The organism is Hydrogenophaga sp. Root209, assembly GCF_001428625.1.
In the GTDB taxonomy this organism is placed as follows: Bacteria; Pseudomonadota; Gammaproteobacteria; order Burkholderiales; family Burkholderiaceae_C; genus Hydrogenophaga.
Genome location: NZ_LMIE01000029.1, coordinates 590,425 through 603,939, shown reverse-complemented (window position 1 = coordinate 603,939; position 13,515 = coordinate 590,425). Strand labels below are relative to the sequence as shown.

Here is a 13,515-nt window from a genome sequence, read left to right as displayed (position 1 = left end):
AATCACCCAACGAAAGGCCACCCCCATGACCATCACCACCACACGAACCCAGGCACCTGTTGTCGTTGACGACGACAAGTGCATTGCCGACAAGGGCTGCACCGTCTGCGTCGACGTCTGTCCACTCGATGTTCTGGCCATCGACCTGGTGAAGAACAAGGCGTTCATGAAGTTCGATGAATGCTGGTACTGCATGCCGTGCGAGAAGGACTGCCCCACCGGCGCGGTGCACGTGAACATTCCGTACCTGGTGAGGTGATCATGACGCCCGCACTTCACTCAAGCATTCGCCAGCGCCTGCAGGACAGCGACCCGGGCGTGCGCCGTGTCGCCGTGATTGACCTGCCCTACACGGACGAAGAAGACGACACCACCCCACTGCTCATCGAAGCGCTGGCCGACAGCAGCCCCCCGGTGCGGCTGGAAGCCGCCAAGGCGCTCGAAGGTATCGAAGACCTGGAGGCGCTCAATGCCCTGGTGCCCTTGCTCAAGGACAGCGACGCCGATGTGCGGGTCGCTGTGGCCTACACGCTGGCGGAGCTGAAGGAGCAGGCATCGGCCGCTCCCATCCTGCCGTATCTGCTGGACGCCGACCCCGGCGTGAAAGCCGCTGCTCTCCATGCCGTGCGTGCGTTGCGCGTTGAAGCGGCTTTCGAGCCCGCCATGCAGGCGCTGACCGATGCGGACACGGCGGTGCGGCGCGAGGCGGTGGGCGTGCTGGGCTACCTGAAACGGCCACAGGCCATCGCCGCCCTCACACAGGTGGCCGCGCACGATGTTGAGTCCGAGGTGCGGCGGGTGGCGGTGGGGGCATTGGGCTATGCCGGCGAGTCCACGGCCGTGAGTGTGCACCCGGCGCTCAGCCGCGCCCTGGTCGACACCGCCTGGCAGGTTCGAGAAGAGGCCGCGACCACCTTTGCCAAAACCCGTTCAGCGCTGGGCGTGCCGGATCTCATCCGTGCGATGGCCGATGAGTACTGGCAGGTGCGCGTGAAGGCCGCGCGCAGCTTGGGCAAGCTCAAGGCCGCCGCGGCGGTTCAGGTGCTGGCGGAAGCCACGGCTCACGCCGTGAGCAACCTGCGCAAGGAGGCGGTGATTGCGCTGGGGGAGATCGGTGATACCCGAGGCATTGCCCCGCTGGAGCGCGCGCTCAAGGACAGCGACCCCGATGTGCGCAAGCTGGCCAAGCTCGCGCTGACGTCCATCCAGATGCAGGGAAACCCGGGAGGTGTGGCATGACACACGTCGTCACGGAAGCCTGCATAGGCTGCAAATACACCGACTGTGTGGCGGTGTGCCCGGTGGACTGTTTTCACGAGGGCCCGAACTTCCTCGTGATCGACCCCGACGTGTGCATCGATTGCGGGGTCTGCATTCCGGAGTGCCCGGTGGAGGCGATTCTGGAAGAGAAAGACCTGAGTCCCGACCAGCGGGAGTACGTGGCGCTGAACGCCGCGCTCTCTCCCAAGTGGCCCGTGATCACCACCACACAAGAGCCCCTGCCCGACGCGGCGCAATGGGCCGAGCGCAAAGACAAGCGCAGTCTGCTGAGCGAGACCGCCTGAGCCCCACGCTCACGGCCACGCCCGGATCCCGATTGATTGTTCAACTCTCCTGGAGGTTCTCATGACTGCTATCACCCGCTCCCCACGTCCCGCCTGGTTCGGCCACCTCTTGCACCCCGTGGTGTGGATGTCGCTGGCGCTGTTGCCCTCGGTCCTGCTGGCGCAGGACAAGAAGGTAGTCACGATCGGCATTGGCACGCAGAACACGACCACCAACACCGTCACCGGTGGCATCGTGCTCAAGGAACTCAAGCTGCTGGAAAAGCACCTGCCCAAGACCGGCAAATACCAGAACATCACCTGGAAGCTCGACTGGCAGAACTTCACCTCCGGCCCGCCGGTCACCAATGGCATGGTGGCCAACAAGCTGCAGATCGGGATGATGGGCGACTACCCGCTGCTGGTGAACGGTGCCACCGGCCAGCAGAACCGGGGCAACGAAACCCAGCTGGTCGCCATCATTGCGTACAACGCCTTCGGTTCGGGCAACGGCGTGGTCGTGCACAAGGACAGCCCCTACTACGAGTTGGCCGACCTCAAGGGCAAGACGGTCTCCGTGCCTTTCGGTTCGGCCGCCCACGGGATGATGCTGCAGGCCATGCAGGAGCGCGGCTGGCCCAACGACTACTGGAACCTGGTGAGCCAGAGCCCCGAGGTGGGCACCACCAACCTGCAGGAACAGAAGATCGACGCTCACGGTGACTTCGTTCCCTTCGCCGACCTGCTGCCCTACCGCGGTTTCGCCCGCAAGATCTTTGACGGCGCCCAGACGAAAGTGCCCACCTTTCATGGTGTGGTGGTTCGCAAGGATTTCGCCGACGCCTACCCCGAGGCGGTGGTGGCCTACATCAAGGCCTTGATGGAGGCCAACGACTGGGTGCGCAAGAACCCGAGCCTGGCGATGCAGAAGGTGGAGGAGTGGACCAAGATCGAGAAGGAAGTGGGCTACATGTTCCTCGGCCCGAACGGCATCCACACGCTGGACCCCACCATCAAGCCACGCTGGCTCGACACCATCAAGCTCGCTCACGGCGTGCTGTCCAAGCTGGGCCGCGTGAAGGAATTCGACATCAACGCCTGGGTCAACGAGACCTATGTGCGCCAGGCCTTCAAGGAGCGCGGCCAGGACTACGAGGCGCAGAAGCAGACGCTGGCCAACTACGAAGTGACGGGCCGAGACCCCATCTGCAACCGCATGGTGACCCACCCCAAGGACTCCGGTGAGATCTGGCTGGAAGGCGGGGGTCTGGTTCCCGTGAGTTCACCCGCCTGCCTGCTGGCCGGGGTTCGGCAGTACCAGGCCGAAGGAAAGCAGGTGTCGGTGGCTTACCTCTTCGACAAGACGCTGGGCATCAAGCTGTTTGCCGACAAGGCGTTCTACTCCGTCAACCTGAGCAACCCCAAAGCGCCTGCGGTGGTGCCCTTTCTGCTGAAGAAAGACGCCGAAGCCTTTGCCGCCCAAAGCGGCGGCAAGCTGGCGTCGTACGCCGAAGCGCTGGCGCAGGCTGTTCCCGCCAGCGTTCTGGCCATGAGCGGGAAATAAGCCATGCACGCCGCCTCCTTGCTGGACGTGAGCCGTGACCCCGCGGGTTACGTGCCCGACAACCCCACCCCACCCGCGCACACCGCAGAGACGCCGGATGCGCCTGCCGCCAAGTCCACGGTGACTGTGTTGAACATCGTGAAACGCCAGGCCACACCCGCAAGCCATGCGGGCGCCGGCAACACCAGCGTGGCCCGCCTGGGCACCTGGATGCGGGAGCAGATGACCGGCTGGATCATGGCCGTGATCTCCATCGGCGGCGTGTTGCTCGCCTGGCATCTGGCCACGCACTACCGGCTCGACTTCTACGTGCGATTCGGCAACATACCCAGCCCGATCGAGGTGTTCGACAAGGTGATCGAGGTCAACCAGTCCTCCGCCTTCGTCACCAACATCGGCATCAGCGTGCGCCGCATCCTCTATGGCTTTGCCATTGCCGCGGTGCTCGGCATCGGCCTGGGCTTGTTGATCGGCCGCTACCGGTGGTTCCGCCAGATCAGCATGCCCGCGTTGGAGGTGTTCCGACCGATTCCCGCCATTGCCTGGGTGCCCATGTCCATCATGCTGTGGCCGAGCAACGAGGTCAGCATCGTGTTCATCACTTTCCTCGGCGCCTTCTTCCCCATCCTGCTCAACAGCATCCATGGTGTGGAAGCGATCGACCCGGTGCTGCTGCGGGCCGCCCGTTCGCTCGGTGCGCGCGAACCCACGCTGCTGTTCGAGGTGGTGCTGCCGGCCGCCTTGCCGCACATCTTTACCGGTCTGGCCGTGGGCATGGGCGTGGCCTGGGTGTCGTTGATCGCGGCTGAAATGATCTCGGGCCAGTTCGGCATCGGCTACTTCACCTGGGAGGCGTATTCGCTCATCTCCTATCCCGAGATCGCGCTGGGCATGATCACCATCGGCATCCTGGGGCTGCTGTGCAGCAGCGCCATCCGCCTGGCCTCGCGCATCGCCATGCCCTGGCAGTCATCGGCTTCACCGGGAGAGCGGTCATGAGCGCAGCGCCGGGCCGTTCCCAAGCAAGCGCGCACCGCAGCTCGCAGAGCGAAGGTACCCCAATGAGCGCGGTGATGTCCCAACCCGAGTCGGCGGTGCGTGGCCTGGTCGAAATGCAGGACGTGTCCATCCAGTTCAAGGTCAAGGGTTCGGTGGTCCAGGCGGTGGACTCGGTCTCCATCCACGTGCAGCCCGGTGAATTCGTTTCACTCATCGGACCCTCGGGGTGCGGCAAGTCGAGCCTGCTCAACGTGGCGGCGGGTTTCGTGCAACCCAGTGCGGGCGAGGCCCGGCTCGATGGCGTGCGCATCGAGGAGCCCGGCGCCGACCGCGGCGTGGTGTTTCAGCAGTACTCGCTGTTTCCCTGGATGACGGTGCGCAAGAACGTCGAGTTCGGCATGAAGATCCAGGGCGTGTCGCCCAGCGCACGCGAAACCCGGGCGCGCACCTTGCTGGGGCTGGCGGGCTTGCTGCATTTCGAGAACCACTACCCCGACCAGCTCTCGGGCGGCATGAAGCAGCGCGTGGGCATCGTGCGGGCCCTCTCCACCAGCCCGCAGGTTCTGCTGATGGACGAGCCCTTCGGTGCGCTGGATTCGCAGACCCGTGTGGTGATGCAGGAAATTCTCACCAACATGTGGCAGCGCCTGCGCATCTCGGTGCTGTTCATCACCCATGACATCGATGAAGCAATCTTCCTCTCGGACCGCATCTACGTGATGACGGCACGACCGGGCCGCGTGAAGGCCGAGATCGTGGTGCCGCTGCCCCGGCCCCGTACGCCCGAGATGACGTCCACGCCCGAGTTTCTCGCCTTGGTGCAGACCATCAAAGGGCTGATTCGCGAAGAGAGCCTGGCGGCGATGGGGGGCGATCTCATGGAAGGCGGCCTGGCCGGTCTGAGTGTCGAGATGGGTCCCGAAGGCGTGCGGGGAACCATAGGATGAGCGCCGCGCCGGGCCGTTCCCAAGCAAGCTCGCACCGCAGCCCGCAGGGCGAAGGTACCCCAGTGAGCGCCGACGCCGTGCACCCGGTTGACATCGTTCACCACCAGGCATCGGGCCAGCTCGACATCGGCTGGAGCGACGGCCTGCAAGCCTCCATGAGCTCACGCGACCTGCGATGTGCCTGCCGCTGCGCCGCGTGCGTGAAGCTGCGGCGCGATGGCCTCGGACCCACGCCGCCGGCCACCACCCGGATGACCGAACTCCACCCGGTGGGGGAGTTCGGCCTGCAGCTGTGCTTTGACGATGGCCACGACCGTGGCATCTACCCATGGCCTTACCTGCGCGAACTCTCATCCACCCTTGCATCGGAAGCCTGACCATGAGCAATCTGTTTGAAGCCCAGGTGCTGACAGTTCACCACTGGACCGACCGGCTGTTTTCCTTCACCACCACCCGCGACCCCGGTTTTCGCTACCAGAGTGGCCAGTTCGCCATGATCGGTCTCATGGTCGACGGCAGACCCCTGTTGCGCGCGTACAGCATGGTGAGCCCGCACTACGAAGAGACGCTGGAGTTCCTGAGCATCAAGGTGCCCGACGGTCCCCTGACCTCGCGCCTGCAGCACATCCAGGTCGGCGACACGGTGCTGGTCGGCCGCAAGGCCTCGGGCACCTTGCTCACGCAGAACCTCACGCCCGGGCGCCACCTGTACCTGCTGTCCACCGGCACGGGGCTGGCGCCGTTCATGAGCGTGATCCGGGACCCCGAGGTGTACGAGCTGTACGACAAGATCGTGCTGGTACACGGCTGCCGACAGGTGAACGAGCTGGCTTACGAGCACCTGATCACCCACGAACTGCCCAGGAACGAATGGTTTGGCGAGCAGGTGCGCGCCAAGTTGCTGTACTACCCCACGGTCACGCGCGAGGCGTTTCGCCACCAGGGCCGCATCCCCACGCTGCTGGAAACCGGCCGCCTTCCACACGACCTGGGCCTGCCGCCGCTCAGCACATCGGACGACCGCTTCATGCTGTGCGGCAGCCCCGAAACGCTGCGCGACACCCGCGACCTGCTCGACAAGCTGGGCCTGCGCGAGGGCAACATGAGCCAGCCCGGGCAGTACGTGATCGAACGCGCTTTCGTGGACAAATGAAACACCCCCGCGGCGCTTCGCGCCACCCCCTCAAGGGGGCGGCACTGGTCGTCCGGCAGAGCCGGCCCGGCGGTGCACCTGGAAGGCGCCGCTTCATGCGGCACGGGTGGCGCTCCGGCACCATGGAAATCTGGCACGCGCGCTCCGACCACCTCGTCAGCCTGTGGCCGGGTGTGGCGCTGTGCGCCGTGATCGCGCTGGCCGCTGTGTTCGTCGCGGGCATGCACGGCGGCCCGCCCATGCTGTACGGCCTGCTCATGGGCGCGGCCTTCCATTACCAGAGCCACGACCCGCGCACAGCACCCGGCGTGGACGCGTGCATGCGCGTGGTGCTGCGGCTGGGCATTGGCTTGCTGGGCGCCCGCATCACGATCGGCCAGATCGAAAGCCTGGGCTGGGTCACCGGTCTCATCGTGGTCCTGGCGGTGGTCAGCACGGTGTTGTGCGGTGTGCTGGTGGCGCGCTGGCTGCGGCTGTCGTGGAGCATGGGCTTGCTCGCCGGTGGCGCCACGGCCATTTGCGGCGCCGCGGCTGCACTGGCCATTGCGGCCGTGCTGCCGCAAGACGAACACCGCGAGCGCAATACCTTGAGCGCGGTGGTGCTGGCGACCGTGCTGTCCACGGTGGCCATGCTGCTCTACCCGCTGGTGGCCGGTGCGCTGGCGCTGCCGCCCCTGTGGGCCGGTGTTTTTCTGGGGGGCACCATCCACGATGTGGCGCAGGTGGTGGTGGCCGGTTATTCGCTGGGCCACGAGGCCGGAGACACGGCGTCCATCGTCAAGCTGCTGCGGGTGAGTCTGCTGGTGGTCGTGGTCATGGGCATCTCGGTCGTCGTGCGCAGGCTCCCGTCAGAGATCGCGGCAGTGTCTTCCCCGCGCAAGTTCAAGCTCCCGGTGCCGGGCTTTCTGGTGCTGTTCGTCGGTCTGGTGGGCGTTCACTCGGCGGGCTGGATGTCGACATCCCTGCAACTGAGTCTGGCCGAAGGCTCACGCGCTTGTCTGATGGTGGGGGTGACCGCGCTGGGCATGAAAACCTCGTTCGGCGGGCTGGCCCGAACCGGATGGCGACCCTCGGCCCTGATGCTCGCCACCACCCTCTGGATCGCCCTGTTCGTGTTGGGCGCCATCGAGGTGGCCATGCACCTCTAGAGTCACGGAAGGTGTGCCGCTGCCGTCACGCGCTGCGCGCGCGACCACCTTTCTCCGCCCAGGTGCGCGTCCATCGCATCTGCATCGAACGCATCATCAGCAGCACCAGCAGCGCGAGCACCGAAAACAGCGCGAAGCCCCAGAGGTAGGTGCCGGTGTACTGGCGCGACAGGCCCATGGCGTTGGGCACCAGGCCACCACCGAGGGCGCCGATCTCGCCGATCATGGAACCGGCCACGGCGGTGGACAGCGGCCAGCGCAGGGGCACCAGCTGGAACAGCGCGCCATTGCCCGCTCCCAGTGCCGCGAAGCACAGCATCAGCAACAGGGTGGTGATCACCAGCGAGCCACCGGCCAGGCCGCAGGCCAGCAAGCTGACGGAGATGATGATCAACACAGCGGTGAGCGTGTTGATGCCGCCCCAGTGGTCGGAGATCCAGCCGCCGAAGATGCGCAGCGCCGCGCCCATGAACGCCGCGAGCATGGTGAGCTGACCGGCCTGCACCTTGCTCACGCCGAACTGGTCGTAGTAGTAGCTCGGCAGGAAGGTGGCCAGGCCGATGAAGCCGCCGAAGGTGATGGCGTAGATGACGCTGAAGGCCCAACCGTCCTTCTCGAACAGGCAGGCGACGTGTTCGCGCAGGCCGGCGTGTTTGTCCACGTCATCGGGTTCCCTGGCCAGGAAGATCATCACCAGCACCGGCACCAGGAGGCCCAGCGCGGCGATGCCGTACACGGCCTTCCAGCCATAGGCTTGCGCCAGCTGCGGCGCCAGCAGGGCCGACAGGGAGGTGCCCACGTTGCCCGCACCCACCAGGCCCATGGCCAGGCCTTTGTAGCGCGCCGGGAAAGAGCCCGAGCCCAGCGACAACGCAACGCCGAAGCTGGCGCCGGCAATGCCCAGCAGCACGCCCATGGCGATCAGGTGGTTGAAGGTCTCCACGTAGAAGTAGCCGAACAGCAGCGCGATCGCAATGCCGCCCATTTCCACCAGCGTGGCGTTCTTGCGGCCAATGTACTGAGCCAGGATGCCGAGCGGAAACCGCATGAGCGCACCGGCAAAGATCGGCACCGAGAGCATCACGCCGAGCTGGGCCGGGCTCAGGTTGAGCGAGTCCTTGATGAAGGGTGCCATGGCCCCGTTGGTGACCCAGACGCCACAGCAGTAGGTGAAGTAGATGAAGGAGGCCAGCAGCGTGGGGCTGTGGCCTGCTTTCAGGAACGTACGGAAACCCGCCATGGCGTAGACCTTTGTGAGAGGGGTGTGGGGAGGAGATGGAACCCACGCCGCAGACGTCCGGATCGCAATGCCGGGTGCGGGTGCATGGGGTGCAACAGGCCACCGGAGCCGGCAACCTGCTGCAACTGAAAGGCCGTCGTTAGCCTTGACGTCTCATCACGCAAATTCCATGCCGAGAATCACGCCCCACTTTGGGGATCAGGCCACCTTTTCGACGTGCGCCTGGCGCGTGTAGAGGAAGTCGATCACCGTCTTGCGGCACTGCTGGTACCTGGCGTCGTCGGACAGGGCCACGCGGTTGCGCGGGCGCGGCAGGTCCACGGTGAGCACTTCGCCGATGGTGGCGGCCGGGCCGTTGGTGAGCATCACGATGCGGTCGGACAGCAGCACGGCTTCGTCCACGTCGTGCGTGACCATGACCACCGTGCTGTGCGTGCGAGCCACGATCTCGAGCAGCTCGTCCTGCAGCTTGGCGCGGGTGAGGGCGTCGAGCGCGCCAAAGGGCTCGTCCATGAGCAGCACCTTGGGTTCCATCGACAGGGCGCGGGCGATGCCCACGCGCTGCTTCATGCCGCCAGAGATTTCACCGGGCCGTTTCTGTGCGGCGGGCGTGAGGCCCACCATGGCGAGCGCGGCCTCGGTGCGGGCCTTGAGCTGCGCCTTGGTCTCGGAGGCCGAGAACACGCGTTCGACCGCGAGGTAGACGTTTTCGAAGCAGGTGAGCCAGGGCAGGAGCGAGTGATTCTGGAACACCACCGCGCGCTCAGGGCCGGGTCCGGCGATCTCCTTGTCGGCGCAGAGCAGCACGCCGCTGGTGGGCACGGTCAGGCCGGCAATCAGGTTGAGCAAGGTGGACTTGCCACAGCCCGAGTGGCCGATCAGCGTGACGAACTCGCCTTTGGCCACGGTCAGGTTGATGTCGCGCAGCGCAGGAAAGTTGCCCTTCCTCGTCTTGAAGGTCTGTTCAACGCCCTGGATTTCGATGTATTTCAAGGACCGATCGTCCTGAGCTTGTCGATGGATCATGACTTGACTTCCTCAAACGTGAACAGGGTGGCCAGCTTGATCAGGCCGAATTCGAGCACCAGGCCCACGATGCCGATCACGAAGATCGCGATGATGATGCTGGCAACGTTGAGGTTGTTCCACTCGTCCCAGATCCAGAAGCCGATGCCCACGCCCCCGGTCAGCATCTCGGCGGCCACGATCACCAGCCAGGCCGTGCCCACCGCCAGGCGCACGCCTGTGAGAAGGTAGGGCAGCACGGCGGGGAACAGGATCTTGGTGAAGATCTTCCATTCGCTCAGGTTGAGCACGCGCGCCACGTTCATGTAGTCCTGCGGCACGCGCTGCACGCCCACCGCGGTGTTGATGATCATGGGCCAGATCGAGCAGATGAAGATGGTCCAGATGGCTGCCGGGTTGGCACCCTTGAAGACCAGCAGACCGATCGGCAACCAGGCCAGTGGCGAGACCGGACGCAGCAGGCTGATGAGCGGGTTGAACATGCGGCTCAAGAACTCGAAGCGTCCGATGGCAAAGCCCGCGGGTATGCCCACCGCTGCGGCCAGGCCGAAGCCGATGGCCACGCGCTGCAGCGACATGAGCACGTTCCAGCCCACGCCCTGGTCGTTCGGGCCGACTTGGTAGAACGGATCGGAGAACACCTCGATGGCCTGCTTCCAGGTCTCCAACGGTGTGGGGATTCCGCTCTCACCGGTGCCGGCCACCACCGCCCACACGGTGATGAGGAAGACCAGGCCCAGCACGGGCGGCAAGACGCTGGTCCAGAGGAAGCGCAGGTCCCAACCGCGCTTGACCTGTATTGCATGCGCAGCCGGCTTTGCCACCGCGGCCATGACAACGGGTTTCGTCGCAGCGGTAGAAGAAGTCTCGGACTGGCTGGGGGCGAGCCCTTCCAGAGGCGAATGAAAAACGGCGCTGACCATGGTGGTTCTCCGGTGCGGCGGGCCTGATCAGGCCGCCTTGGTCTTGAAGCTGTCGGCGTACTTGGCCGGGTCCTTGCCGTCCCACACCACGCCGTCCATGAGCTTCGCACTGCGCATGTCGGACTTGGGCAAGGCCGTCTTGGTGGCGGTGGCCGCTTCCTTGTAGATGTCGATGCGGTTGACCTGTTTGGCCACGGCCAGGTAGTCGGGGTGCGACTTGAGCAATCCCCAGCGCTTGTGTTGCGTGAGGAACCACATGCCGTCGCTCAGGTAGGGGAAGTTCACCAGGCCATCATTGAAGAACTTCATGTGGTTGGGGTCGTCCCAGGTCTTGCCCATGCCGTTCTGGTAGCGGCCCAGGATGCGCTGGTTGATCGCGTCCACGCCGGTGTTCACGTAGGAGCGCTGCGCAATCGTCTCGGCCATCTTGTTCTTGTTCTGCAGACCGGCGTCGATCCACTTGCCGGCCTCCAGGATGGCGGCCGTCACGGCGCGCGCGGTGTTGGGGTTCTTCTGCACGAACTCGGCGGTGGTGCCCAGCACCTTCTCGGGGTGGTCCTTCCAGATGTCCTGCGTGGTGTTGGCCGTGATGCCGATCCCGTCGACGATGGCGCGGTGGTTCCAGGGTTCGCCCACGCAGAAGCCGTCCATGTTGCCGACGCGCATGTTGGCCACCATCTGCGGCGGTGGCACCACGATGGCGCGTGCGTCCTTGAAAGGATCGATACCGGCACTGGCCAGCCAGTAGTAGAGCCACATGGCGTGGGTGCCCGTGGGGAAGGTCTGGGCAAAGGTGTATTCGCGCTTCTCGCTGGTCATCAGTTTGGCCAGCGATGGGCCGTCGACCGCGCCTTTTTCTGCCAGCTTCTTGGACAGCGTGATGGCTTGGCCGTTGTGGTTCAGGTTCATCAGCACAGCCATGTCCTTCTTCGGGCCCGAGGTGCCCAGCTGCAGGCCGTAGACCAGGCCGTAGAGCACATGGGCGAAGTCCAGTTCACTGTTGACCAGCTTGTCGCGCACGCCGGCCCAGCTGGCTTCCTTGGTCGGGACGATCTTCACGCCGTACTTCTTGTCGATGCCGAGTTCGGCGGCCATCACCACGCTGGCGCAGTCGGTCAGCGGGATGAAACCAATCTTGACCTCGGTCTTTTCGGGCGCATCGGAGCCGGCCGCCCACACACCGCTGTGGCCCAGCGTGGAGAAGAAAGCGGCGCCGCCGATGGCTGTGCTTTTCTTGATGAAATCGCGCCGCGAAGCCGCTGCGGTCTCGGTGGTGGTGTCGACCGCGGCCTGGGGAATGGTTGCGCCGGTGGTGTTTGCGTTCATGTCCAACTCCTTGCTGATAAAAAAATCGGTGCCCCAAAACACAACGGCGCCCATTTCCGTGGCTGTGCTTCGCAAGCCGGAAATGGACGCCGTTGTCCTCGTGTCGGGGAGACTGTCGAAACCCGGGCCGCCGTTGGCTCGAATCGCTTGTCCTGGTTACAGCAGTTTGTGTGCCAGCTTCAGGGTTGACTTGGGGCGCGGTTGCAAAAGGCTTGATTTCAAAACAGAAATCGGCAGGATCTGCGTCGTGCCAGCGGACAGATGGCCGTCGTGCCATGTTTGCATCGCGCCTCAATCTGGTGCGCGATGCTGCCGCGGCACGGTATTTGTGCGCTGCAGCAACATGGCGTGCGCTCAGCGTTGCCGTTCGGGCAGCACCTCGGCCATGGCCAGCACCGCTTCGGCCACCTCGATCAGCCGGCGGTTCTGGTTCATGGCCATCTGGCGAATGGTCTTGTGGGCTTCTTCCTCGCTGAGGTGTCGGTGTGCCATGAGCAGACCCTTGGCGCGCTCGATCAGCTTGCGCTCGTTGAGGCTGGCGCGCACGGTGTCGAGCTCCTCGCTCATCGTCTGCAGGCGCCGCGCCTGCCCCTGCACCAGTTCCAGGATCGAGCGCTCCAGGTGAAGGCCGTAACTCTGGGTGCCGGTGCCGAAACCGCTGCTGTCCCGAGCGTTCGGCGCCCTGAAGAACGACAGAACGTCCGCCGCGGTGGCGGGGCCTGTTTGCAGTGCGTGAAAACTGTTCAGCTCGGCATGGGCCGCGACGATCTTCTGCTCGCAGGCTTGCAGCAAGTCCAGCGCCAGGCGCTCCTCCACCGTTTTCATGCGGTCAATGCGCCGGCTGCAGCAGTCAAACCACGCCTGGCTCATCTGCGCATTGAGCGGTGAGCCATGGGCGGCCGTGCACAGCACGCGGCGCAGCCGTTCCAGCTCGGCCAGCGTGGCGCTGGCCTGGGTTGCATTCCACAGCTCCACCGCCTGGGCTTTCGAAAACTCGGTGAACACCTCCAGGCAGCGCTCCTGGGACTCGATCAGGTGCAGCAGACGCTGCTGTTCACCCGCTTCGGCACGCCCCCCGGCGAACAGCGCCGACCCGGCCGCACGCTCCTGGCCGGCGAACTCCTTGCCCTGCATGAAGTTGAACAAGGCCACCAGCAAGCGTGAGATCTCGGGATCGCTGGCGGTGTCGGCCGCCTCGAACACCACCGCGAGCAGGCCCGAGATCAGCCGCACGTAGGCTTCGGTGGCCTGCTGGGTCGTCCATTGCAGCGCCGCCACGCGCGATCGCAACCCATCCAGCGCATCCAGCCCGTGCAGCACATAGGCGATGCGGCTGAACAGGCGGGCGCCGTTGCCCACCAGGGCCGACTCGGTGTCCAGTTCGTCAAAGCAGGCGCGCAGTTCGGCTTCGATCTGGCGGGATTCCCTGATCTGGTTCGCGCGCATCTCGCCAAACTGATGACCCTGTGAGCCGAGAAACAGGTTGGACAGGCCCCGTTCGCGCTGCAGGCCGTGCACCAGACGCCCGGTCACGTTCACCAGCGCGCTGGTGAGCGCGAGCTGCTGCAGTTCGGCGATTTCGCAGCGTTTGGCCGCCACCAGAAAGTTCAGGCCCGATTTCATGTTCGCGACAGTTGTGCACACA

General features: G+C 65.0%; 14 protein-coding genes. 9 read left to right on the top strand and 5 right to left on the bottom strand.

Annotated elements, in window-relative coordinates; all coding sequences use genetic code 11:
- The first annotated feature begins 25 nt into the window (after positions 1–25).
- The 9 genes from ASE11_RS16375 to ASE11_RS16335 all read left to right on the top strand — a co-directional run bounded on the left by ASE11_RS16375 (position 26) and on the right by ASE11_RS16335 (position 7,355).
- Positions 26–259 carry a ferredoxin family protein gene (locus tag ASE11_RS16375; protein ID WP_056273822.1) on the top strand — a complete coding sequence of 78 codons (234 nt, stop codon included), beginning with the start codon at positions 26–28 and terminating at the stop codon, positions 257–259.
- Positions 260–261: 2 nt separating this feature from the next.
- The gene (locus tag ASE11_RS16370) at positions 262–1,239 is read left to right on the top strand and encodes a HEAT repeat domain-containing protein (RefSeq protein ID WP_056273819.1); all 978 of its coding nucleotides are present in this window, start codon (positions 262–264) and stop codon (positions 1,237–1,239) included.
- Complete coding sequence (gene fdxA / locus ASE11_RS16365; RefSeq protein WP_056273817.1) at positions 1,236–1,565, top strand: ferredoxin FdxA; 330 nt, start codon at positions 1,236–1,238, stop codon at positions 1,563–1,565. The genes ASE11_RS16370 and fdxA overlap by 4 nt, the downstream gene beginning before the upstream one ends.
- Positions 1,566–1,626: 61 nt before the next feature.
- Positions 1,627–3,108 carry an ABC transporter substrate-binding protein gene (locus ASE11_RS16360; protein ID WP_200959364.1) on the top strand — a complete coding sequence of 494 codons (1,482 nt, stop codon included), beginning with the start codon at positions 1,627–1,629 and terminating at the stop codon, positions 3,106–3,108.
- A gap of 3 nt (positions 3,109–3,111) precedes the next feature.
- Positions 3,112–4,107: an ABC transporter permease gene (locus ASE11_RS16355; protein ID WP_082585775.1), complete on the top strand. Its 996-nt coding sequence runs from the start codon at positions 3,112–3,114 to the stop codon at positions 4,105–4,107.
- A gap of 74 nt (positions 4,108–4,181) precedes the next feature.
- Positions 4,182–5,054, top strand: coding sequence for an ABC transporter ATP-binding protein (locus tag ASE11_RS16350; RefSeq protein WP_235501322.1), 873 nt, complete (start codon positions 4,182–4,184; stop codon positions 5,052–5,054).
- A complete protein-coding gene (locus ASE11_RS16345) occupies positions 5,051–5,431 on the top strand; it encodes a DUF971 domain-containing protein (protein ID WP_056273809.1) in 381 nt (126 codons plus the stop codon). The genes ASE11_RS16350 and ASE11_RS16345 overlap by 4 nt, the downstream gene beginning before the upstream one ends.
- A 2-nt stretch (positions 5,432–5,433) precedes the next feature.
- Positions 5,434–6,207 carry a ferredoxin--NADP reductase gene (locus ASE11_RS16340; protein ID WP_056273806.1) on the top strand — a complete coding sequence of 258 codons (774 nt, stop codon included), beginning with the start codon at positions 5,434–5,436 and terminating at the stop codon, positions 6,205–6,207.
- A 122-nt stretch (positions 6,208–6,329) separates the two neighbouring features.
- Complete coding sequence (locus ASE11_RS16335) at positions 6,330–7,355, top strand: YeiH family protein (protein ID WP_156406378.1); 1,026 nt, start codon at positions 6,330–6,332, stop codon at positions 7,353–7,355.
- Positions 7,356–7,380: 25 nt separating this feature from the next.
- Here the strand turns inward: ASE11_RS16335 and ASE11_RS16330 are convergent, their stop codons facing one another.
- The 5 genes from ASE11_RS16330 to ASE11_RS16310 form a co-directional block, all read right to left on the bottom strand.
- Positions 7,381–8,595 (bottom strand): MFS transporter, encoded by a 1,215-nt coding sequence (locus ASE11_RS16330; RefSeq protein ID WP_056273801.1) that lies wholly within the window; start codon positions 8,593–8,595, stop codon positions 7,381–7,383.
- A gap of 198 nt (positions 8,596–8,793) precedes the next feature.
- Positions 8,794–9,621 carry an ABC transporter ATP-binding protein gene (locus tag ASE11_RS16325; protein ID WP_056273798.1) on the bottom strand — a complete coding sequence of 276 codons (828 nt, stop codon included), beginning with the start codon at positions 9,619–9,621 and terminating at the stop codon, positions 8,794–8,796.
- Positions 9,618–10,454: a nitrate ABC transporter permease gene (gene ntrB, locus ASE11_RS16320; protein ID WP_414842463.1), complete on the bottom strand. Its 837-nt coding sequence runs from the start codon at positions 10,452–10,454 to the stop codon at positions 9,618–9,620. The genes ASE11_RS16325 and ntrB overlap by 4 nt, the downstream gene beginning before the upstream one ends.
- Positions 10,455–10,571: 117 nt before the next feature.
- On the bottom strand, positions 10,572–11,870 hold the full coding sequence (locus tag ASE11_RS16315) for an ABC transporter substrate-binding protein (RefSeq protein ID WP_082585800.1): 1,299 nt from the start codon (positions 11,868–11,870) through the stop codon (positions 10,572–10,574).
- 354 nt (positions 11,871–12,224) lie between these two features.
- The gene (locus ASE11_RS16310; protein WP_056273791.1) at positions 12,225–13,493 is read right to left on the bottom strand and encodes a nitrate regulatory protein; all 1,269 of its coding nucleotides are present in this window, start codon (positions 13,491–13,493) and stop codon (positions 12,225–12,227) included.
- Positions 13,494–13,515: the final 22 nt, after the last annotated feature.

Bases quoted from the DNA above. Each gene is read 5' to 3' on its own strand.
- ASE11_RS16375 (WP_056273822.1), top strand. From the start codon at position 26: ATGACCATCACCACCACACGAACCCAGGCACCTGTTGTCGTTGACGAC.
- ASE11_RS16370 (WP_056273819.1), top strand. From the start codon at position 262: ATGACGCCCGCACTTCACTCAAGCATTCGCCAGCGCCTGCAGGACAGC.
- fdxA (WP_056273817.1), top strand. From the start codon at position 1,236: ATGACACACGTCGTCACGGAAGCCTGCATAGGCTGCAAATACACCGAC.
- ASE11_RS16360 (WP_200959364.1), top strand. From the start codon at position 1,627: ATGACTGCTATCACCCGCTCCCCACGTCCCGCCTGGTTCGGCCACCTC.
- ASE11_RS16355 (WP_082585775.1), top strand. From the start codon at position 3,112: ATGCACGCCGCCTCCTTGCTGGACGTGAGCCGTGACCCCGCGGGTTAC.
- ASE11_RS16350 (WP_235501322.1), top strand. From the start codon at position 4,182: ATGTCCCAACCCGAGTCGGCGGTGCGTGGCCTGGTCGAAATGCAGGAC.
- ASE11_RS16345 (WP_056273809.1), top strand. From the start codon at position 5,051: ATGAGCGCCGCGCCGGGCCGTTCCCAAGCAAGCTCGCACCGCAGCCCG.
- ASE11_RS16340 (WP_056273806.1), top strand. From the start codon at position 5,434: ATGAGCAATCTGTTTGAAGCCCAGGTGCTGACAGTTCACCACTGGACC.
- ASE11_RS16335 (WP_156406378.1), top strand. From the start codon at position 6,330: ATGGAAATCTGGCACGCGCGCTCCGACCACCTCGTCAGCCTGTGGCCG.
- ASE11_RS16330 (WP_056273801.1), bottom strand. From the start codon at position 8,595: ATGGCGGGTTTCCGTACGTTCCTGAAAGCAGGCCACAGCCCCACGCTG.
- ASE11_RS16325 (WP_056273798.1), bottom strand. From the start codon at position 9,621: ATGATCCATCGACAAGCTCAGGACGATCGGTCCTTGAAATACATCGAA.
- ntrB (WP_414842463.1), bottom strand. From the start codon at position 10,454: ATGGCCGCGGTGGCAAAGCCGGCTGCGCATGCAATACAGGTCAAGCGC.
- ASE11_RS16315 (WP_082585800.1), bottom strand. From the start codon at position 11,870: ATGAACGCAAACACCACCGGCGCAACCATTCCCCAGGCCGCGGTCGAC.
- ASE11_RS16310 (WP_056273791.1), bottom strand. From the start codon at position 13,493: ATGAAATCGGGCCTGAACTTTCTGGTGGCGGCCAAACGCTGCGAAATC.